This window comes from Thermostichus sp. MS-CIW-41 (assembly GCF_054058915.1).
In genome coordinates this window covers 1-20,787 of sequence record NZ_JBSSBO010000028.1, presented here as the reverse complement: position 1 = coordinate 20,787, position 20,787 = coordinate 1, and the positions used below count along the sequence as shown (strand labels likewise).

The window sequence follows — 20,787 nt, the reverse complement described above, 5'->3', positions numbered from 1 at the left end:
CCTGCCCATCAAGAGCAGGGCTGGACACCAGGGGGGGAGACCGGCAGAGCTTTTGTGCTCCGCTCCGCTGAGGACTTGGGATCCCGGCGACGCAGAGAGGGAAGCTGGGGCAGTTGCACTCTCCAGCCGGGCGAGTCAAGCTGATCCATGTGCTGCACGCGGTAGCTGAGCTGGTACAACTCCTTCCTAAGCTGGCGATTCTCGGCCTGGATGGCGGCGATGCGCTCGCGAATGGGCTGCAGGCGGGCCTGCAGCTTGCGCCGGTAGAGCTCCGGCAACTCTTGAATCATCTGCTCCAGCAACTGCTTCTCTTGGTAAAGCTGCTCGATCTCCGCCTCATAGCTGCGAATTTGCCGGTGTTGCTTTTCTTGGCGCAGCTCCAGAAGGTCTATCTGGCCCTGCAAGATGCGATTGCGCTCTCGCAAAAGCTGGATTTCCCGCTCCCGCGCGGCCAGAGCTTGAGCAAACTCCGTCTCGCCAACGCAGCCTGCTTCCTGCATCGTTTCTCCCTCAACCCACCCGTACATGGATACCAAGGGATCCGTCCCACCAGACCCTACCCGTCACTGTATCCGGCCCGCGGGGGTGAGGCAAATGGCCTCTGGCCCGCCGACGCCAAAGCTTGCTTCACCTGGGCTTCCAGCTCAGCCAGGGATCCAGAGTTGTCCAGCACCACATCGGCACGGCGCACTTTTTCCGCCAAAGGCCACTGGCTGGCGATGCGAGCTTCGATTTCTGCCGGTGTAAGAAGATCCCGGCGGGCAAGGCGTTGCCGCTGCTGCTCTGGGGTGCAAGTCACCACCCAAATCTCGCTGGCCCAATTTTCCATGTGGGCTTCAAACAGCAACGGGATCATCAGACAAACGGTTTGAGATCCCTGGGCAGAGGAAAACCCTGGCCCGCTGTTCTTTTGGGAACCAGGCCCTTCCTCAAGCAACACGCCATGCGCCTCAGAGCTCTGCTCCGCTAACCCGAACAGAAAATCTTGCAGTTGAGCTTTAACAAAAGGGTGGATCTGGGCCTCTAGCCAAGCCCGCTCGGCAGCATCGGCAAACACGATCTGGCCCAACTGCCGGCGATCCAAATCCCCGGAGGGTGTTTGGATGGCCTTCCCATAGCGTTCCAGCACCCTGTCTCGAATAGGGGATCCCAATGCCAAAGCCTGGCGGGCCATTTGATCTGCATCGGCTACTGGGATCCCGTGCTGCTCCAGGATGCGGGCCACCGTGGATTTGCCCGTGCCCACTCCGCCCGTCAGGCCGATGATCCTCATCGAGCTGTAGGCCATAGTCAAGAAGAGGCCGCTGGTGCGGCCATTGCCGTTTGCGCTACTCGGACGGAGTCGTTAGAACGGTGCTCTGCAGAAGCGGGCAAGGGGGAGCTGGGCGGCAGCAGGCTATACTCAAAGCCCTCCACCAAGGCCTGACAGGAGGCTTCGATGATGTTGGTGGAAACCCCCACCGTGGTCCAGCGGCGGTGACCGTCGCTGAACTCCACCAGCACCCGCGTTTTGGCCGAGGTGCCGGCCCGCCCGTCCAAAATGCGCACCTTGTAGTCGGACAGGTGAATCGCCTCCAGTTGGGGATAGAACTCCAGCAGCGCCTTGCGCAACGCCCCATCCAGAGCGGCCACCGGCCCATTGCCTTCCGCCGCCGTCACCCGAGTCTGCCCCTGCACCGCGATTTTCACCGCTGCCAACGATTGCACATCCGTTGCCTCGCCACTGGGATCCCAGTCTTTGCTGTTCCAATCGGAGCGTGTGGTGGTCGTCACGTTGAAGCTGAGCACCTCAAAAGGATGGGAGCGTTGTCCCAGCAAGCCCCGCACCAACAGCTCAAAGCTGGCCTCAGCCGCCTCAAACTGGTAGCCCTGCAGCTCCAGGGTTTTCAGCCGCTCCAAAATCAAGCGCGCCTGTGGATCCGACTTGTCCAGCCGGATCCCGAATCCGGCCATTTTGTGGAGGATGTTGCTCAGCCCCGCCTGTTCTGAGACCACGATGCGGCGACAGTTGCCCACTTGCTCGGGGGCGATGTGCTCGTAGGTGAGAGGGTTTTTCTGAACGGCGCTGACGTGGATCCCACCCTTGTGGGCAAAGGCCGATAGGCCCACAAACGGAGCATGGTCATCCGGGGCCAAATTGACCACCTCGCTGATGGAGCGGGAGATCTCCGTCAGGTGTTGCAGCTTCTCTTGCGGCAGACAGCGATAGCCCAGCTTCAGTTGCAAGTTGGGAATGACGCTGCACAGGTCGGCATTGCCGCAGCGTTCCCCATAGCCGTTGATGGTGCCCTGCACCATGCGCGCCCCTGCCTGCACCGCCGCCAGGGCATTGGCCACAGCAGTGCCGGAGTCGTTGTGGGTGTGAATGCCCAGAGGCAAATGCCGCAGGTGATGGGATTCTGCCAAGACGGCTGCGGTAATCTGGGCGATCTCATGGGGCAGGGATCCGCCATTGGTATCGCAGAGAACCAGCCACTCCGCCCCTGCCTCGGCAGCCGCCACCAGGGTTTGCAGGGCATAGTCGGGGTTGTGGCGATAGGCATCGAACCAGTGCTCGGCATCGTAGATGACCCGCCGCCCCTGGGATCGCAGATAGGCAATGGTGTCGCGGATCATGGCTAGGTTTTCCTGCAGCGTGGTGCCCAGGCCCTCGGTGACGTGGAGATCCCAAGACTTGCCGAAGACGGTTATATAGCGGGTGCCCGCCGCCAAAATGGCCTGCAGCATGGGATCGTCTGCCGCCCGCCGCCCCGGCTTGCGGGTAGAACAAAAAGCCACCAGCTCGGCTTGCTCTAGGGGCTCTTCCCGCATCTGCCAGAAAAACTGCACATCCTTGGGATTGGCTCCTGGCCAGCCCCCTTCAATAAACGGGATCCCCAGCCGATCCAGCAGCTTGGCAATCTGTAACTTGTCTTGCACCGACAGCGATAGACCCTCTCGCTGGGCCCCATCCCGCAGTGTGGTGTCGTAGAGAGTGATGGTGGCTGAGCAACCCAGATCAATCTTCATATCGCATCAGTTTCTTGTAAAAGGCGGTGGAGAAATCCGGCTGTTGTCCGCGCTGCACCAAAGAGACGACATCAATCAGATAATCCACAAACTCGTAGTTGGCGATGGAGAGCTGATAGGTGAGATCTGCATCCTGAGCAAAGATCACCTGAACCACCGTCCGATCCGAAGGCAACGGGGACGTATGCCAACTGGCCAAGAAGCGGACAGGCTCTTCCCCCTCGATGGCCCTCTGCCCTTCCAGGCTGGCTTTTTTGTAGAGGCCCACCGCAAGGGCTAGGTACTGTCGGCGGGCAACAGCGTAATAGGGCTGATAAACGGCCACTTCTCGCGGGCTAGCGGGTTCAAGTTGCAAAGCCATAGTGCGCTAGGAGAGGGGTACAGCTTTTTCTAAGTTTCATGAAGTTCTACAAAATGGGTGGGATCCCCATAGCCAAGAGAGATCTCTGCATTGGCTGTAGCAAGTGTCGCCGGAAAAAGCTGTGAGGTCAATTGCGGCAGAGAACCCAGAAAAAATTATAAGGGGCCACTGCAACCCATCTTATTCAGCGTATCGCGAAGCGGTGCGGTTCCCGGTAGGGTGCCGGAGGCATAGCACCATCGCGACAGCAGGTCAGCGGACTACGGATAGATTGCCCAATTGTCTACTTTTCCTTGAGGGATCCCGCATCCCATGCTGGGGAGAAGCGTTGGAAAGTCGGGGATCTCTGGGAAAGAATAGAAAGAGGGGGGATCCCTGCCCCTGATAGCAACCGGCTTTTCTCCTGCCGGCAATAGCGAGATGGCATCCTTGCCTGGTTATCCAAACGCTTGGCATCTTCTGTCTTCATGAGCACAGCCCAAGGCCCAACCGCCTCTCGTCTCGACCTTCTCCCCCCGGGAGAGGGAGGAATAGCGGCCAACCCCCTGCTGGAGTGGGATCCCGTCCTGCAGCACAAGTTCCAGCAGCTTGTCCAGATCTTCGCTGAGATGGAGCGGGTCTTGGTGGCCTACTCGGGGGGAGTTGATAGCAGCTTGGTGGCCAAGTTGGCCTGGGATCAGTTGGGGGAGCGGGCCCTGGCTGTCACCGCTGCTTCTCCTTCGCTGCTGCCCGAAGATTTGGAAGAAGCAATTCAGCAGGCTCGGCAAATCGGGATCCGCCATCAGATCGTCGAAACCCACGAGCTGGAGGATCCGAGCTACGCTGCCAACCCTGTTAACCGGTGTTACTTCTGCAAAAGTCACTTGCACGATACCTTGCGCCTGTTGGCCCAAGCCCAGGGATATAACCATGTGGTGGATGGTCTCAATGCCGACGATCTTGCCGATTACCGACCGGGGACACAGGCAGCTCGGGAGCGCGGCGTGCGTTCCCCTTTGGCGGAGGTGGGGATGAGCAAGCTGGAGGTGCGGCAATTGTCTCGCCACCTGGGGCTGTCTTGGTGGGATAAACCGGCCCAGCCCTGTCTCAGCTCCCGCTTTCCGTATGGAGAGGCGATCACCGCCGAGAAGCTACGTCGGGTGGGAGCGGCAGAGCGCTATTTGCGCAGCTTGGGTTGGCGGCAGGTCAGGGTGCGCTCCGAAAAGGACACCGCCCGCATCGAACTTCCTCCGGATCAGATCGTGGAGTTTGTGCAGAAAACCAATCTGGAAGCGCTGGTCAAGGCCCTGCAATCCTTCGGCTATCTCTATGTCAGTCTCGATTTGGAGGGCTACCGCAGCGGCAAGCTCAACCGAGTCCTCAACCTTTCCCAGTTGGCCACAAGCTAGCGGGCTGGGGAAGCCGTAGGGGATCTGTGTTGAAGTTTTGCGCCGGGTGATTATGAGAGGGTTGCGGTTGCTCTGGCTCTGCTTGGGGGTGCTGGGGTTGGCAGTTGCCGGCCCTACTGCGGCTCAGGTGGAGTCCCAGAAGAAGGGGGGCGCTCAGCCCATGGATACGACTGACCTCAGCGCCGTTGCCGACCGAACGTTACGGCTGCGTTCTGACCGGCAAACCTTCGATCAACGGGCGGAAGTTTTCCAGGCGGAAGGCAATGTGGAGATGCGGCTGGGCCGCTCTGTGTTGCGGGCGGATCGCCTGCGCATTGAGCTGCGACAGCGGCGGGCTGTGGCCGAGGGCAATGTTTCTATTCAACTGGATCGGCAGCGCATTCAGGGATCCCGCCTAGAATACGACTTTGAGCAAGAGCGGGGATTTTTGGAAGAGGCCTTCGGGCAGGTGGATATTGGCCAGTTGCAGGCCAGTGGATCCCCGGCAGCCGCCCTCTCTCCGCAGCGGCTGGTGCGCTTTCGTGCCGTTCGCATCCGCTTCGATGCCAACACCTGGGAAGGAGAACAGGTGCGGCTGACCAACGACCCGCTGGATCCGCCGGAGTTGGAGATTCGTAGCCCACGGGTGACCTCCACCCTGCAAGCCGATGGCTCCAGCCTTTTGATTGCCGAGGCCGGCCAACTGGCCTTCGACCAGGTCTTGTTTCTGCCTCTGCCCATTCGGTTGCGCTTCGACTCATTAAACCGTCAGCCTCCGGTCAGCATCTTCTACGATGATTTCGACAGGGAAGAATTGCGGCGCGGCTTGATCCTCCAGTCCAACATTGAGCTGCTGCGGGATCCCAACGTGAGCTTGGTGCTCTCCCCGCAACTGTATCCACAACGTCTTTGGGGCAGTGAGCAGGGCCTTTTGGATGGGATCGGGCTGCGGGCCGATTTTTGTTGGCGGCAACCGGAAGCCAACGCTCAAACCTCGCTGTTTGCCGAGCTGCGGGGGATCGTCTTCCAGGAGTTTGCTCAGCGCTTGCGAGCCCAGGTCGAACACCGCATCACCACCGGCGATGGCGGAGAAGTCGCCTACACCTACGCCTATCGGGAACGCTTCTTCAGCGGTCGCCTGGGGTTTCAAATTGTGGAAAACCGCCTCGGTGCCAGCTACCGCTCACCCACCCTGCGCCTGGGCAATACCGGCTTGGATCTCAGCTACCGCATAGCCGTCGACTACATTGATGCCTTGGGGCAGCCGGATGAAATCGACACGGATCCGGAGTTGGCCTTAGCCAACACCACCGACCGCATTCAGCTCTCCCGCCTGCAACTGGGGGCAACCTTGAATCGCTCCTTTCCCCTCTGGAGCCCTCCCAAGACGGCGGCGGATCCCCCACCCCGCTTTTCCGCTCTGCCCATCGAGCAAGGGATCTGGCTCAGCACCGGCGTGAGCAGCAGCCAGTCTTTTTACTCCAATGGCCGAGCCCAGAGCTATACTGCCGGCAGTATTGGCATTGATGCGGTGATCGGGGCTTTTGTGGCCGATACCTTCGACTACACCAACCTGAGGGTGACCTACTCCAACGGTTTTTTGGCCGGAGCCTCGCCATTTTTGTTTGACCGCATCACCACGCGGGAACAGCTCGTCCTGGGCTTTTTGCAACAACTGTACGGCCCGCTGCGGGTGGGGGCAGAGACGACGGTAGATTTGCAGTCAGGCCAGCAGGTGGATGTCGTCTATCGCCTGGGCTATGACCGCCGCACCTATGGCTTCAGCCTGCAGTACAATCCGGTGCGCCAGTCGGGGGCTCTGGAGCTGCGGGTGGAGGGCCTGAACTGGGATCCCGGCCAATCCTCGCCGCAGCGGAGGACGGAATCGAGGGCCCACGAGCCGTGATCCCCAAACTCCAAGGGAACGGAAAAATGTAATCCTGACTACTACTCTGTGGAGATTTTCTATGAGAAATTACCCCAACTTGGGGAGAAATCCTACCTCAAATCTGCCTTGAATTGCAGAACCCTTCTGGACATCGAAACGGTAAGGTAAGATACAGAAGTTACAGTCATTTTAAACAGGAATGAGACCTTTCCGTGGCATTGCTTCCTAACTCTCCTCTCCCAAAGGAGAGGGGCTGAGGGTGAAGGATGACTCCCTCTGTAAGCGGCGCGGAACGCTTGGGAAGTGTTTCAATCTAGTTTGGAATGACTATGAATGACTATGTTTTTCCAGGATTGATTTCTGCCAGTTGGGATCGCCGTATCGCAGACTACCGCAGTGATCCCCAGACGGTGTTAGGGTAGATGGTAGGCTGAGCAACGTGGGCTGGTAATCTGAATTATGCAAACACTCGATGCAATCCCCGATAAAAAACGAGCAGAGCGAATAACCTGTAGCTACATCAATGCGACCAGCTCTATTCAGGTGGTTCGCATCACGAATATCGAAAACTGGTACTTTGAGCGGGTGGTCTTTCCAGGCCAGCGGCTGCTCTTTGAAGCGGTGCCTGGAGCCAAGCTAGAGATTCACACGGGCATGATGGCCAGCTCCATTCTGGCAGACACCATCCCCTGTGAAAAGCTGCGCGTTCGAGAAACGGAGCCGGTGACTGCGGGCGCCTAGATCTCCAGAGGCCAGGGGTGCGGACTAGGTTTCGCGGCCTTGCTGCTTTCTCTCTTCTCTTTCCGAACTGGGGGAAGGCTGAGGTGAGGGGCTGGCGGAGCGGCGCGGCTTCGGGGGTAGTGGGATATCCAGGAAGCGGGCGCTCAACCTCACTGGGCTGGTTTCTTGCCGCTGGGGAGGCCAAGGGATCCCCAACCAACGGGCCGTGATCTCCAGCAAGCTGGGGGGTGGTGTCGGGGTAGGAGTTGGTGTTGGTGATGGGGTGGGATAGAGATCCAGGCGCGGTGGCCGTGGGGTGCTGACCCGAAAAGCATCGGGAGGGGGTTGGGTCAGGGGTACATTCGGATCCCCGCATCCCAGCAAGCCCAGCCCGCCAGCAAGCAACAGGCCGTACAATTTTCGAGTGCCTCTACTGCCCATGAGTACGCTGCTGGACACCTCCAACAGGGTATCATCGAGAGCCCAAGGTTCTGAGCTGAGCTTGTAGATCTGCCTCCAGGCCGGACAGCTCACGAGCCAGGGTTGCGTAGCGGTTGCCAGTCAAGTTTTTGGCGGTAAATTGCTCCAGCAGTTGCTGATCCCGGGCAACCATTTGGTTGAGATACTGAGCCACAGAGGCTTGTGGATCCTCGACTAAAGCTCGGCACACCTGTAGGGCCATCACCAGTTGGGCCCGCACCTGCAAAAACAGCGATTGGATGTACTTTTGCTCAGCCTCACTGAGTTGCCGAAAATCCCGCCAATGCTGCCCCCCCTGCAGGGATTGTTGGAGCTCGTTGACCCAGTGGTTGTAGTCTTTTACTTTGCGGGCCAGATCGGTGGCAAACTTCATCACCTCGGGGGTGCTGTTGAGCAGATGGGCTTCCTGCCAACGCTGCCGGATGCGATGCAGGCTTTTTCCCAAGCGCAGGCTGACTCTCAGGATCCCCAACAGGAGCAGCAGTAGGATCCCGGCAGCCGCGGTATAGGACACCCAAGAGCCGGGATCCCGCATCCCCAAGAAGATGACCAAGGCTATTGCTATCAAACCAAAGGCCAGCATGCCCCAGGAGCGTAGCCGCTGTTGCTGCAAACGCAGGTACTCTGCCCGCAGATCAAAGGCCTCGCAGCAAGCGTCCAGATCGGCGGCCATGAGCTGGCGAAACTCGTCCACAGAGATCGGTTCCACACTAATCATCGAGGGCACCCTTAACGCAAGTGGATCGAGGCCAAACGGCATCAAGACCTGCCCTGCCAATCACGGGCAGCTTCCGTGCTTTCTTGTAGGGGCTCCAGCGTTTCGCTGGCCGGAACCACCATCAACCCATACCCTCCGCTGCGGCAAAAATCGACGATCTCCTGCGTGTCAAAGCGTTCTGCCACGGGCTTGGGCAGTCCCTGTTGAGCCAACCGCTGCGCATATTTTCTTGCCGCAAACGAGCTCTCGAAAGCAATGACGATATCTTGACCCCCAACCTGGCGCGTGCAGATTCCCTCCTGCCCATTGGCTTGGTAAAGCAGCACAATCACCTGGGGGGGCAAGTCTTCTGGGCTGACCCAAGACAAACCCTTCTCAGCCTGGGATCCCCCGCTAAGCAATACATCCCGCGCCTCATTCAGCCGCGCCAGTTGCGCCTCTAGCAAGGGTCTTTGTCGCTCGTCCTCCAGTTCTGCGAGGGCAGTACTGAGGGTTTGGTATTCCTGAAACAGTCGCCCCCGGATCTGCCGCTCGGTTGCGTCCGGCGGAAGGTTGAGAATCTCAAGGGCTTCGGCGGTGTTCATCATGGGCTCTGATTTATTCAAAATCATTGCCTAGACTAGCTGCTTTGAGAGTCTCTGGAGAGAAATTCTCCTATGATCGTGGCTGCCCGCTTTCTCGGCCAGAAGAGAGGGTGGACTCACCGTTCGCGCCAGCGGGCCGGAGGCCTTGTGCGGCGATGATGACTTCCATCTTGGGGCTGCTCAGCAGGGGAATTGACCTGGGGTTGGTCAGATAAAGAGGGAAGGGGGAAGCCCAACTCAAAAGCCTCTCGTGCCAGCAAAGCCAGCAGAGATGGATTCAACTGGGCGCGTTTCACCCGCTCCTTGAGGCGATTCCACAGGTGTGCTCGGTGGATGCGTTCCAACTCTTCTCGCTGTTCACGTATCATGTTGTTCCCACCTCTCTTGTATCAATCCTAACTAAGCAACAGGGGAGCTGGTGTCAGGGAACTTTGATGGATTTTAGGAGATGGGATCCTCATTTTCTCCGTTCGCGCCAGCGGGCCGGAGGCCTTGTTGACCCGCCGGGATCCCTGGGGTTGCCAGCAGGGAACACCATTCACATCTGTAATTTCTTGTGTTGCAGCAAGCCCGTCTTCGGAATGTACAAGGGCGGGATCCGACAGTTTTTCTAGGGACATTTTGGGATCCCTGCGCGCTTTAGAGGTCTTCCACACAGGGAACTGCGGCCTTGACAGGGCCAGCTTGCCCCAATCTATCCAAAAAATGCTGCAGGAGCTGAAAACCGGGTGGGTTGAGGCTGTAGTAAATCCAGCGCCCCTGCTGGCGAGCATTGACCAATTTCGCATCCCGCAGGGTTTTTAGGTGAAACGAGAGCTTGGATTGGCTCACCTTCAGCTCCTCGCAGAGATCACAAACACACAACTCACGCCCCTGCAGCAGTTGCAGCACGCGCAGGCGAATCGGGTCGGAGAGAGCGTGGAACCCCGCCCGCACCTGCTCATCCATCCAATCCCCTTCTACCTCAACCAGCAACGAAACCATCATTCAACCAGGGTAGCAGGAGTTTTGCGCTCCAGTTGTCGATCAGTTGGACGGCAGGGAAAAGGCGCAACAGTCAACCGGCTCAGCGACGGTAGGTCAACCGCGCTTGAAGATAACACTGCCAACATTCCGTTGCCAACTTTGTGTTCTCTTTAACGTTTCTTGTTGCTGCCTTCACAAGCTCTCTACAGTTTCGCTGGAATCAATCACTGGGATCCGTTATGCGAGAGACACAGTTGCACCGGCTATGGCTGGTGTTGCTGGAAAAAGCTGCTTTGAATCATCTGTTGAAAAGCCTGGGCTGCTCGCGAAGTGTGCAGAACCCTCGCGAGAGCATGACTCTAGTCAATAATAAGCTCAACTATACTGAAAATAATGTATAATATGTTCAGTACGGATTACTACCAGTTGATCTTTCTGTTTACTTTCGAGTCTGCCAACATGGTAGCCAAAGCAAAGCAGAAAATTGGTAGTAAGACGACACGGAAACTGCGCTTTGGGTATTCTACTCAAAGCTTTGCGGGATACCGCCATTCTGTTTGGACTCCGTCCCGCTAACGCGAATGGAAACAAACAGAATGCTATCGCTGCATAGTTGAACAGTGATGTTCAGCAGTGTTCAGCGTAAATGTATCAGCATCTACAAACGGCTCATCAATCTTTTGCCAAGACGGAGACGTTAATCCCGACACAGGGATCCAATACGAGCTTGGCAGGTGGCGATTTCTTGGGGGGTGAGGTTGTCCCAATTGACGTCGCGGCGCAGCACCAAGCCATTGTGCCCGGTGATGAAACGGGGCAGCTCTGCTTGGTCGATCACGCTCAGATCCCGCATGTGATAGGTAGTGTAATAGGTAACATCTGGGCTCTCGAAATCCACGTCGATAAGGGTGAGGGTCTTGCGGGGGGGCAGAGGGCTGCCCAAGAGGGGACGAGGGCCAGAGCCGAGAATGCCGCAGTGAAGCAGTTGCAGTTGCCCTTTGTGGCCAGGGTAGTAGCCGTGGTCGTGGCCGCTGATGTAGGTGTGGACGCGGTACTTCTCCAGCAGAGCCCGTTTGGCATCCGCCTCCAGCAGCACTTCTCCCGGATCGTCGCGCCCAACGGTAATGGCATAGAGGGGTAGGTGGCCGATGACGATGCGCAACTTGGCCTTCTGAGCCCGTTCGCTGGCCAGAGCCGCTTCCGCCCAGGCCATTTGTTCGGGCGGGATGTAATTGCAGGTGGCATCCCAGACTAGGTAAAACACATCGTCTTTTTCAAAGGTGTAGTAGAAGGGAAAGTCCCCCCGATCCACAAAGTTCAAACCTGGGTCGTGGGCCGGATCGTTCCAAAACTCGCGGGCCAGATCCCGTTCTTTTTGAAAGAGAAAGCCGCCCTGCGTGGTGCGGGCACAGGAAGCATCGTGATTGCCCAAGGTAAAGCCGTAGGGAAGTTTGGCCGCACGGATTGGGCCAGCCACATGCCGGTCGAAGGCTGCCCACATGGCGCGAATGCGCTCCTCCGACAGGCGGGGATCCTGACCGGCCACCATATCTCCTCCTCCCAAAACAATATCCGGCTGAAGATAGGGGATGAGGCCGATGCCCCGATCCACCTCTGGGTCGTATTCCACCGAGCCGTAGATGCCGTTCATGTCACTGATGACCAAGAGGCGCAGATCTCGGCGGGGGGGGATGTAGAGGCCATGGGGGGCATCTGGATGGGGGACGACGGTGGGGGTGGGCTGGGGGGTAGGAGAGGGGAGAGCGGCTCTAGGGGATCCCATCCCTGGGGCTAGATGAGAGGGCTGCTGCCGACTGGCCCAATAGGCTCCTGCCAATCCACTGCTGCTGGCCAACCCCAACAAACCCAGAATTACCTTGCGCCGCTGCATGATCTTTGCCCCCAACACTCCAGCGGTATTGTAGAAAATCAAAAGGCTGATGTTGGGCTCTTCCATCTGCGCACGGCCTGGACTCGGCTCGAAGATGGCTATGCGCGGCAGCTCTTGTAGAGTTCGGGGTGTTTTTTGAACAACTGTTGACGCACAAATGCTACCTTGGTAGAGATGAGCAACTACCTATCTCAGACTCGGTATGACTTGAGGTTTTCCATGCCTCGCCCCTTGGATTCTTTGGAAGCTGCTTTGGAACGGTGCCGGGAGTGCAATCTGCGTTTGAGCCGACAGCGCCGTTACATCCTGGAGCTGCTGTGGCAGTGTGGCGAGCACCTCTCCGCCCGCGAGATTTACGATCGCCTAAATCAGCAGGGCAAACCGATTGGCCACACGTCCGTTTATCAAAACCTGGAAGCTTTGGCCAGCCACAACATTGTCGAGTGCTTGGATCGTGCCGATGGGCGCCGCTACGGCAACCGCACCCATCCCCACAGCCACGTGAACTGTCTGGATAGCAACCGCATCTTGGATGTGGACGTGGAGCTGCCGCCTGAACTGCTGGCCCAAGTGGAGCAACAAACGGGCACCCGCATCCAAAGTTACCGCATTGAGTTTTTTGGGGTGGAAAAGCCTGCGGAGCCCCAGCAGTAACCTTGGCAAAGGGATCCCTGCTGCCCTGAGCAAAAGTTGGGCAAAGGTCAGTAAGCTCGATTTTGGCCTTTGCCGATTTGCGACTGGATTTGCTCGAGAGAACTGGCAGGGGCCAGGCATTTGTTGCCCCAGCACACCAGCCCTAAAGCTCCTTCCGGCAGAGGTTCGGTCTCGGTGGGGAGAGCAAAGACGGTGGCGGGCCAAGATCGTTGCTGAAAGGCGGGAATGGAATCGGCCTCCAGGGTGACTTTCACCCAATTGCTGTACCAATCCAGTCCGGCAAAAAGGCTGGGGCAGGTGCGCGGCTGGGTGCTCATGATGTGGGCAAAGGTTTTCAAGGCCTGCTCTGCCCGCTCCAGGTAGTCCAGATCTCCAGTGAGGGCGGCAAGGCGCACCAGGTTGGCAATGGCCACCCCATTGGCTGCAGGGGTAGCGTTGTCCTGGAACTCCTTCTCTCGCACCAACAGCTCAGGGGCACTCTGGGCATCGCTGACAAAGTATCCCCCCCTGGCCGGATCCCACAGTTGCGCATCCATCTCCTGCTGGAGCTGGAGGGCAGCCTGCAACCAGTCTTGAGGGGTGGGATCCCCCACCAGGGGCAGGCAGGCTTGCTGCAAGTCCAACAGGGCCTTGATCAGCAGGGCGTAATCTTCCGATTTGGCGGGCACCTGAGCTGTGCCATCGTAGTTCAGGCGCAACAGGGATCCGGTCTCAGGGTGGCGCTGCCGGCTGAGGATGAATTGGGCAGCCCGCAGAGCGAATTGCAGATAGTCTGCGTTGCCGAACACTTGATAGGCCCGCGCCAGGCCGGAGATCATCAAGGCGTTCCAAGAGACGATCATCTTGGTGTCGGTGACAGGTGGGATCCGCCCCGGCCAGGATTGCAGACGGGCCGACTGGGCATCCACTGCCGGAGGGAAGGGAACTCGTCGCTCCGCAGAGCCATAGCGTGCCTGAAAAAGATGGGTGGTCAAGGCGGTTTCAACTTCTGGCGGCAACGTCCCCCCCTGTTTGCGCTGCAAGACGATGCAGCCGGGCCGATCGGGGAAGTTGCCCCCCGGAGACAGGTCAAACGCCTGCTGCAAGGCGCGGAAGGTTTCTTCCCCCAAGAGATCCTGCAGCTCCTGCCAGCGCCAGACGTAGAACTCTCCCTCTTCCGGCTCCCGATCCTCTGCTCGGGCAAAGCTGTCGGCATCTTGAGCGGCGTAGAAGTATCCGGCAGGGGCGGTCATCTCTCGCGCCACCCACTCCACCGTCAGCCGCACCGCCCGCTCAATGGCCGGATCTTGGATACCGTGCGCCCACAGATCGGAGAGAAACTCTAGGATCTGCCCGTTGTCGTAGAGCATCTTTTCAAAGTGGGGCACCGTCCAGGTGGGATCCACGGTGTAGCGGTGAAAGCCGCCGGCCACATGGTCGAAGATCCCTCCCAACACCAAGGCCATGCCCCGCTCTTTGGCCCGTTCCAGAGCGCTCTGCGAGCCGGGGATCCCTTCTGGTGGGTCGAAGCGGGCCGAACGCAATACCAACTGGGCGTAGGGCATCATGGGAAATTGCTGCACCGCCCCGGCACTGGCGAGCAAAGGCTGGATCTTAGGGATCCCAGAGCGCAGCAGGTCGGCGGGAATGTGGTCTTCCGGCACTAAGTCGCTGAGGGTGGTCAGAGCCGTCAAAATCTGGCCTTTCATCTCCTCTATTTTTTCCTTTTCCTGCCGGTAAAACTGCAGGATGCGCTGCAGCAAGGCCAGAAACCCCGGGCGGCCAAAGCGGGGCTCTACGGGAAAATAGGTGCCAGCATAAAAGGGCACCAGGTCATCGGGCGTGAGGAAAACATTGAGGGGCCACCCCCCCTGCCCGCTCATAAGCTGCAACGCCTGCATGTAGATGCTGTCGAGATCGGGCCGCTCCTCGCGATCCACCTTGATGGGCAAAAAATGGGCATTCAAAAAGGCGGCAATTTCAGGGTTGGAGAAGGCCTCGCCCTCCATGACCGTACACCAGTGGCAACTGGAATAGCCGATGGATAGGAAAATCGGCCTATCCTCGGCCCGGGCTTTCTCCAGAGCTTCTGGGATCCAAGGCCACCAGTCCACCGGGTTCTCGGCGTGCTTGCGCAAATAAAGGCTGGAACTTGTGGCGAGGCGATTGGCCATAGGTACACCCTCTCACCTTTTTTTGCTTTTCAGGCTAGCGCGTTCTCCTGCCGAGGCCGAACCAACCCACTGTTGTTCGAGATACACTCACCTGCCTCATTTCCCTGGGATCCCCTGCTCCTGCTCGGCAGCCGGGACTAAAAACTCCAGAGGGCGCCCGTGCAAGACCAAGGTGGTGCTGGGATTTTCCACAAAGCCGATTCGCTCGTAAAAGCCACGCTGATGGGTTGTGAACAGGTAGATGCGCTCCACCGACTGCAGGTGGGGATGGCTGATCAGGGTTTCCACCAACTTGCGGCCAATGCCCTGACGTCGGTAATCGTGATCAACCACGATATCCCAGAGGACGGCTCGGTAAACCCCATCGGAAGTGGCGCGGCCAAAGCCAATCAGGCGCTCCCCATCCCAGGCGCTGACCACCGGATGGCTGTGGGCAACGGCCCGCTCCATCTCTTCCCGCCGGCGATTCTGGGCCCAAAAGGCGTTGCGGTTCAACAGCAGGAGAAGCTGATCCAGATCCAGCTCGCCCCGCTCCAAAGAGAAGCGAATGTTGCGGTTGTCCACCGGCTGACGAGAGAGGGCAATGACAGGCTCAGGAGAGGGATCGGGCATGAAGAAGACCTTTGCAGCAGTGAGGGTTGGCAAGGAAGGGGGAGTTCAGCAAAACACTTGGGCCTGACGAACGGAGACTAGCTGGCCGAGGCACTTTCGGCGGTTGGCCCCGCATGCTCTAGGGCATAGGCTTTGAAGCGCTCCAGATCCGCCTGGATGGTGCTCTCCACCACTTTGCCCACAAACAGGCCATCCAAGATTTTGCCGAGGATCCCCGGGATCTTGTAGGCCACCGACAGCTTCACAATGGTACTGCCTTTGCGGTCGTAAAAGCGCAGCGCGCCCCGGTTGGGCAGTCCTTCCACCGAACTCCAGCCGATGTGTTGGTGTTTCACCACCGTGTGGGTGCGGGAGATCCAACTGAAGGTGAGGCCGCGGGTATCCAGTGTCCACCGGGACAGCTCCTGATCCAGCAATTCCACCGAGCGGATCCACTTCATCCAGCGGGGCATGAGGGTGAGGTTGGCCCACAAATCCCATACCTGCTCGATGGGAACAGGTACCTCCACCTGACAGGTATGCTCTAGCCAATCCGACTCTGACATAGGGCCTCCCACGCAACACCCAGCAGAAACACAAACCATCCAGGGGCTTGGCCACAACGCCTCGGGACGGGATCCCTGCCTTTACAAAATTTTATATCGACCTAAGATAGCATTATCGGCCTCGTGAAAGTTTGGGGCTCTGCGCTTTTTGGCAGCCCGGTTTCTTTTGCCGGCAAGTTGCGGCTGCCCCCCATGAGGGCAATGCAGAAGGCAGGTATCATGATTGCCATCTGCAAGCTCCACTTGCAAAGGTTCGGTGCATCCACTCGGTTGACTTGACGGAACGACCTCACCATGGTTTCACAATGGAAACAGCATCTTAAGAACTACTTCGTGGCGGGGTTGCTGGTGGTGATCCCTCTGGCAACTACCATTTGGCTGACGGTGGAGGTGGCCACCTGGAGCATTGGCTTTCTGACCAGCATTCCGAAGCAGTTCAATCCCATCCAGGGTTTGCACCCGATCTTGATCAACCTCATCGATCTGGCGGTGGGCCTGTTGACGCCGATTGTGCTCATCCTGTTGATTGGCTTCATGGCCCGCAACATTGTCGGCCAGTGGCTGCTCAATCTCAGCGAACAGTTGCTCCATGCGATTCCGGTGGCGGGGCTGGTGTACAAGACCTTGAAGCAATTGGTCAGTGTTTTGTTTGCCCCCAACAATCAGCGCTTTCGGCGGGTGGTGCTGGTGGAATATCCCCGACCAGGAGCTTGGGCGCTGGCCTTTGTGACGGGCACCATTCAAACTCCCATTCGGCCCGATGGGCCGCAGCGCTCCCTTGGCCTGTTTGTGCCCACCACCCCCAATCCAACGACGGGCTGGTACGCCATTGTGCCGGAAGACCAGGTGGTGGAAGTGTTCATGCCGGTGGAAGATGCTTTTAAGATGCTCATTTCCGGCGGCATTGTCACCCCTGAGAGTTTTGAAGCGGGGCTGCAGCGGCGAGAAGGAGCTTTGGCCGTGACCATGCCCAGTTTGCGGGAGCTGGTGGAGCAGGAGCGGGTGGCAGGATCCCCCAGGGCTGACTCGGTGGGCTCTGAGGTAGGTTTTGAGACTGAAGGGATCCCTTAATCCTGCTTTCCTGTCCCTGCAGAAGGGCCGGGCTGCCAGAGCTGGTATTCTTTGGCCTGTTCCAAGCGCACATAAAAAGGCCGCATTTGCCGATCCAATGCCTCCACTTGCTCGGAGGGAAAGGCCTTCCAGTCAGCACGGCTGGCCCAGCGGAGGATGAGGTGGACAAGTTCGGGATCCTCTTGATCCAGCCAAACTTCTTTGCCCAGAAAACCCGGATGCCGGCGCAGGGCGGATCCCCAAACCCGCTCGTCTTGCTCAAGAAAGGCTGCTTGCCCACCGGGAGGAACCCGGAAGCAGAGATGTTCGATGGCGATAGGGCCGGGCGGGCTGGGGCAGGTCGACATAGGAGCAGAGGCGGCAAAGTTAAAGATGGGCCCTCTCAAGACTCCAGGGGGGAAGCAGTCAATCGTTGCAGGGTGGGAATGAAGTCGGGGTAGGAGATGCGGGCACAGTCGGCTCCCCTGAGGAGGGTGGATCCCTGCGCTCCTAGAGCTGCCACCATCAGGCTCATGGCGATGCGGTGATCCTCGTGGCTGTCGACCTCGGCCCCGTGAAGAGGGATCCCTCCCTTGATTTCCAGGCCATCAGGATATTCAGTGACCTGGGCTCCCATGCGGCTCAGCTCTTGGGCTATGGCAGCCAGACGGTCGCTTTCTTTGACCCGCAGCTCTGCGGCATCGCGAATCACGGTGATCCCCTCGGCAAAGGCCGCCGCCACCGCCAAAACCGGGATCTCGTCGATCAGGGTGGGGATGAGATCGCCGGCGATGGTGCAGCCGCGCAAGCGGGCCGAACGCACCCGCAGATCTCCCAGGGGCTCGCCGGCCATTTCCCGGAGGTTCTCAATTTGGATGTCAGCCCCCATCTCCTGCAACACCTGCAGCGCACCGGTACGGGTGGGGTTGAGGCCCACATCCCTTAGCAGCAATTCGCTCTCGGGCACAATGGAGGCGGCCACCAGCCAAAAGGCTGCCGAGCTGATATCCCCCGGCACCTGAACTCTCTGGCCCACCAGGCGGGATCCGCCCACCACGGCCACGGTTTTCGCCTCTGGATCCACGTGAATGTTGGCCCCGAAGGCCCGCAACATCCGTTCCGAGTGGTCCCGAGAGAGAGCCGGCTCGGTGACTTGGGTGGTGCCTTCTGCCAGCAGACCCGCCAGCAAGAGGCAGGATTTTACCTGCGCCGAAGCCACCGGGGAGCGGTAGTGAATGCCCTTGAGGGATCCCCCTTGTACGGCCAAAGGTGCCAACGTCCCACCGGCCCGTCCCCAAATGCTGGCCCCCATCTGCCGCAGCGGTTCTACCACCCGCCCCATGGGCCGCGAGCGCAGGGAGCGATCGCCGGTGACGGCAAAAAAGCGCCCGGCCTGGCCAGCCAGGATCCCCAGCATCAGGCGCAAGGTGGTGCCGGAGTTACCTGCATCCAACACGTCCGCCGGTTCTTGCAGCCGGCCCAGGCCAACTCCCCGAATGCGAACACACTCGCTGTTGAGCTCCGAAATATCTGCCCCCAGCGCCCGAAAACAGGCTGCCGTACTGCGGGGATCCTCTCCCAGCAACAGCCCTTGGATGGTGGTTTCTCCTTCGGCCAGGGATCCCAGCATCAGGGCGCGGTGGGAAATGGATTTGTCGCCGGGGATGCTCACTTGGCCGCGCAGGCCCTTGGCCGGCGAGAGAGTGAGGATATCGGTAGAAGAAGAGTGAGTCAACACAGCAACCCTGACGGCAGACTTGGCAAAAGCGGCAGCAGTCTCATCATACTCAGAGCGGGACTCGCGCCCCAGAGATTTTGCCGGGGATCCCAAGACAGCCTGTCTTTTGACGGCAACCCCTCTTTTCCCAGAGGATCACCTTAACAACATGGATTCCTCGGTCGGGGCCTGGCCTCGGCCTTTTTTTTGCAGATACTGAACTTTGTAGCAGCAGAAATAGAACCCCCGCAGACTGTGCTTGGCAAGGTGTATCAACACGACTCTGTTTTGACCGAGGAGGTGATGGCCTACCTGCAACCCCAGGGGGGCGGTATTTTTTTGGATGTGACGTTGGGAGGGGGTGGACACAGCTTGGCGCTGCTGCGGGGGGGAGCTGCTCGAGTGGTGGGGTTGGATCGGGATCCGGCGGCTCTGCAGGCGGCGCAAGCGCGTTTTGCAGCAGAAGGGATCCCCGGCAGCCGCATCCAACTGTGGCACCTCAATTTTGCCGATTTCGATCTGCAGCAGCACGGCTTTCGGGATGAGCAGGGGCAGGGGATCCCCTTCGATGGCATCGTGGCCGACTTGGGGGTGAGTTCTCCGCAACTGGACTGTCCTGAGCGGGGATTTAGCTTTCGCGGGGAGGGGCCGCTGGACATGCGCATGGATCCCAGTGCCGCTCAGGAAACCGCTGCCGATTGGGTTAATCATCGCCCGGTCGAAGAGTTGATCGAGATTTTCACCCGTTACGGCGAAGAGCGATTTGCCCGCCGCATTGCCCATCACATCGAGCAGGCTCGTCCCCTCGCCACAACCACTCAGTTGGCCCAGGTGGTTTGGCAGGCGGTACCTCCGGCAGCTCGGCGAGGCCGCATTCACCCGGCCACTCGGGTCTTTCAGGCGTTGCGCATTGCCGTGAACCGAGAACTGGAGGCTTTAGAAACCTTGCTGGCCCAAGCCCCCACTTGGTTGAAACCCGGCGGCAGGTTGGCCGTGATCAGCTTCCATAGCCTTGAAGATCGCCTGGTGAAATGGGCCTTTCGCAGGGATCCCCGTTGGCAGGTGCTCACCCCCAAGCCCTTGTCCCCTTCCGAACTGGAACGGCAACGTAATCCACGGGCCCGCTCTGCCAAACTGCGAGTGGCTGCCCGCAGCAGTCAGATGTAGGTTTAGGTTGGTTCTCCCGCTCTCAAGAGATCGGCTACCGTGAAGCGGACGGCTAGCCCGCCGAGACCAGGAATCGGGAGAAGGGGGTTGCTGTTGGGGGGCGCGGGGAACTAGGGTGAAGCGGAACCGGCGGTCCCACACCGTCGGATTCCTTGGTGTGTGTGAGGTTAAGCCCTATGGTTAGCCAGCCTTTGAACGCAGGTCTTGATCGTCCCAAAAGCCCTCGTCGCCACAGACGGTCTTCTGCTCTGAGCCGACCCCTCTCCGGTACAGTTCAGGCCAGCCGCACCCAACCTTTGAATTTGAAGTTGAAATCAGCCCATCCTCGCAGCCAGCATCTTGCTTGGGCAGAACACCTAGCCTGGTGGAAGCAAATCTCCACAGGGATGGCTATCCTCTCCGGCGTTTCAGTGTTGAGCCTTTACAGTTGGACTGTGCATACCCAAAGCCGGTGGAGCCAGCGTTACCAGGTGTGGCAGCAGATGCAGCGCAACGAACGACAGTTTCTGCTGACTCAGGAATCCATCGCCAATTCTCTCCGGGAAATCGCCGACCGCTCCGAAATGGTGCCGCTGGTACCGGATCGGATGATCGAGGTGCCAATTGCCTCTCCCAGCCAAGTTAAACCGGATCCAGCCCACCAGGCAACGGCTTTGCCAGAAAGAGCGCTCCGCGCCGCTCACGCGACCGAAAAAGCCCCTCTTTTCTATCCGGTTGGGTACTAATTCATACGGATCCCGCCCATGACGGCTAGGCCAGCGTCCCCATCTTGCTTTCCCAAAAGCTGTGGGTCTTGTGAAGTCTCAGCGTATCTGATACATTTACGCTGAACACTGCTGAACATCACTGTTCAACTATGCAGCGATAGCATTCTGTTTGTTTCCAAACAGAATGGCGGTATCCCG

The 20,787-nt window shown here is 58.9% G+C and carries 22 protein-coding genes; 7 read left to right on the top strand and 15 right to left on the bottom strand.

Annotation, left to right across the window (positions count from 1 at the left end; all coding sequences use genetic code 11):
• Positions 1–8: 8 nt before the first annotated feature.
• The 4 genes from ACVWXE_RS09320 to ebsA are packed head-to-tail and all read right to left on the bottom strand — an operon-like array spanning position 9 to position 3,370.
• Positions 9–500: a hypothetical protein gene (locus ACVWXE_RS09320; protein ID WP_414343177.1), complete on the bottom strand. Its 492-nt coding sequence runs from the start codon at positions 498–500 to the stop codon at positions 9–11.
• A gap of 56 nt (positions 501–556) precedes the next feature.
• On the bottom strand, positions 557–1,273 hold the full coding sequence (coaE, locus tag ACVWXE_RS09315; RefSeq protein ID WP_457490164.1) for a dephospho-CoA kinase: 717 nt from the start codon (positions 1,271–1,273) through the stop codon (positions 557–559).
• A gap of 17 nt (positions 1,274–1,290) precedes the next feature.
• On the bottom strand, positions 1,291–3,009 hold the full coding sequence (gene cimA, locus ACVWXE_RS09310) for a citramalate synthase (protein ID WP_457490154.1): 1,719 nt from the start codon (positions 3,007–3,009) through the stop codon (positions 1,291–1,293).
• The gene (ebsA, locus tag ACVWXE_RS09305; protein WP_457490153.1) at positions 2,999–3,370 is read right to left on the bottom strand and encodes a type IV pilus biogenesis protein EbsA; all 372 of its coding nucleotides are present in this window, start codon (positions 3,368–3,370) and stop codon (positions 2,999–3,001) included. The genes cimA and ebsA overlap by 11 nt, the downstream gene beginning before the upstream one ends.
• Before the next feature lie 467 nt (positions 3,371–3,837).
• Between ebsA and larE the strand changes: the two genes are divergently transcribed.
• The 3 genes from larE (at position 3,838) to ACVWXE_RS09290 (ending at position 7,366) form a co-directional block, all read left to right on the top strand.
• Complete coding sequence (larE, locus tag ACVWXE_RS09300) at positions 3,838–4,758, top strand: ATP-dependent sacrificial sulfur transferase LarE (protein ID WP_457490152.1); 921 nt, start codon at positions 3,838–3,840, stop codon at positions 4,756–4,758.
• 52 nt (positions 4,759–4,810) lie between these two features.
• Positions 4,811–6,643, top strand: a complete 1,833-nt coding sequence (locus ACVWXE_RS09295; RefSeq protein ID WP_457490151.1) for a DUF3769 domain-containing protein — start codon at positions 4,811–4,813, stop codon at positions 6,641–6,643.
• Positions 6,644–7,081: 438 nt separating this feature from the next.
• Positions 7,082–7,366, top strand: coding sequence for a DUF1830 domain-containing protein (locus tag ACVWXE_RS09290; protein ID WP_457402739.1), 285 nt, complete (start codon positions 7,082–7,084; stop codon positions 7,364–7,366).
• A 24-nt stretch (positions 7,367–7,390) separates the two neighbouring features.
• Here ACVWXE_RS09290 and ACVWXE_RS09285 read toward each other — a convergent pair whose 3' ends face one another.
• The 6 genes from ACVWXE_RS09285 to ACVWXE_RS09260 all read right to left on the bottom strand — a co-directional run bounded on the left by ACVWXE_RS09285 (position 7,391) and on the right by ACVWXE_RS09260 (position 11,984).
• Positions 7,391–7,786 (bottom strand): hypothetical protein, encoded by a 396-nt coding sequence (locus ACVWXE_RS09285; RefSeq protein WP_457490150.1) that lies wholly within the window; start codon positions 7,784–7,786, stop codon positions 7,391–7,393.
• Between the two features lie 31 nt (positions 7,787–7,817).
• Complete coding sequence (locus ACVWXE_RS09280; RefSeq protein WP_457490149.1) at positions 7,818–8,543, bottom strand: hypothetical protein; 726 nt, start codon at positions 8,541–8,543, stop codon at positions 7,818–7,820.
• A gap of 41 nt (positions 8,544–8,584) precedes the next feature.
• Complete coding sequence (locus ACVWXE_RS09275) at positions 8,585–9,154, bottom strand: DUF3110 domain-containing protein (protein WP_457490148.1); 570 nt, start codon at positions 9,152–9,154, stop codon at positions 8,585–8,587.
• Between the two features lie 89 nt (positions 9,155–9,243).
• Positions 9,244–9,495, bottom strand: coding sequence for a hypothetical protein (locus ACVWXE_RS09270; RefSeq protein WP_414330072.1), 252 nt, complete (start codon positions 9,493–9,495; stop codon positions 9,244–9,246).
• A 271-nt stretch (positions 9,496–9,766) separates the two neighbouring features.
• Positions 9,767–10,111 (bottom strand): ArsR/SmtB family transcription factor, encoded by a 345-nt coding sequence (locus ACVWXE_RS09265; protein ID WP_414427828.1) that lies wholly within the window; start codon positions 10,109–10,111, stop codon positions 9,767–9,769.
• Positions 10,112–10,790: 679 nt separating this feature from the next.
• Complete coding sequence (locus ACVWXE_RS09260) at positions 10,791–11,984, bottom strand: metallophosphoesterase family protein (protein WP_457490163.1); 1,194 nt, start codon at positions 11,982–11,984, stop codon at positions 10,791–10,793.
• 219 nt (positions 11,985–12,203) lie between these two features.
• On the opposite strand from ACVWXE_RS09260, the gene ACVWXE_RS09255 reads away from it, so the two are divergent.
• The gene (locus tag ACVWXE_RS09255; protein ID WP_414331897.1) at positions 12,204–12,638 is read left to right on the top strand and encodes a Fur family transcriptional regulator; all 435 of its coding nucleotides are present in this window, start codon (positions 12,204–12,206) and stop codon (positions 12,636–12,638) included.
• Between the two features lie 47 nt (positions 12,639–12,685).
• Here the strand turns inward: ACVWXE_RS09255 and ACVWXE_RS09250 are convergent, their stop codons facing one another.
• The 3 genes from ACVWXE_RS09250 to ACVWXE_RS09240 form a co-directional block, all read right to left on the bottom strand.
• Positions 12,686–14,791 (bottom strand): thioredoxin domain-containing protein, encoded by a 2,106-nt coding sequence (locus ACVWXE_RS09250; RefSeq protein WP_457490147.1) that lies wholly within the window; start codon positions 14,789–14,791, stop codon positions 12,686–12,688.
• Positions 14,792–14,887: 96 nt separating this feature from the next.
• The gene (locus ACVWXE_RS09245; protein WP_457490146.1) at positions 14,888–15,403 is read right to left on the bottom strand and encodes a GNAT family N-acetyltransferase; all 516 of its coding nucleotides are present in this window, start codon (positions 15,401–15,403) and stop codon (positions 14,888–14,890) included.
• Positions 15,404–15,480: 77 nt separating this feature from the next.
• Positions 15,481–15,948: an SRPBCC family protein gene (locus ACVWXE_RS09240; protein WP_414357051.1), complete on the bottom strand. Its 468-nt coding sequence runs from the start codon at positions 15,946–15,948 to the stop codon at positions 15,481–15,483.
• Positions 15,949–16,242: 294 nt separating this feature from the next.
• Between ACVWXE_RS09240 and ACVWXE_RS09235 the strand changes: the two genes are divergently transcribed.
• The gene (locus ACVWXE_RS09235) at positions 16,243–17,019 is read left to right on the top strand and encodes a DUF502 domain-containing protein (RefSeq protein ID WP_238376947.1); all 777 of its coding nucleotides are present in this window, start codon (positions 16,243–16,245) and stop codon (positions 17,017–17,019) included.
• Here ACVWXE_RS09235 and ACVWXE_RS09230 read toward each other — a convergent pair.
• Complete coding sequence (locus ACVWXE_RS09230) at positions 17,016–17,366, bottom strand: TIGR03792 family protein (protein WP_011432948.1); 351 nt, start codon at positions 17,364–17,366, stop codon at positions 17,016–17,018. The genes ACVWXE_RS09235 and ACVWXE_RS09230 overlap by 4 nt on opposite strands.
• Positions 17,367–17,401: 35 nt before the next feature.
• The gene (gene aroA, locus ACVWXE_RS09225) at positions 17,402–18,736 is read right to left on the bottom strand and encodes a 3-phosphoshikimate 1-carboxyvinyltransferase (protein ID WP_457490162.1); all 1,335 of its coding nucleotides are present in this window, start codon (positions 18,734–18,736) and stop codon (positions 17,402–17,404) included.
• A 216-nt stretch (positions 18,737–18,952) separates the two neighbouring features.
• On the opposite strand from aroA, the gene rsmH reads away from it, so the two are divergent.
• On the top strand, positions 18,953–19,882 hold the full coding sequence (gene rsmH, locus ACVWXE_RS09220; RefSeq protein ID WP_041437273.1) for a 16S rRNA (cytosine(1402)-N(4))-methyltransferase RsmH: 930 nt from the start codon (positions 18,953–18,955) through the stop codon (positions 19,880–19,882).
• A 176-nt stretch (positions 19,883–20,058) separates the two neighbouring features.
• Positions 20,059–20,607, top strand: coding sequence for a hypothetical protein (locus ACVWXE_RS09215; RefSeq protein ID WP_457473854.1), 549 nt, complete (start codon positions 20,059–20,061; stop codon positions 20,605–20,607).
• Positions 20,608–20,787 lie beyond the last annotated feature (180 nt).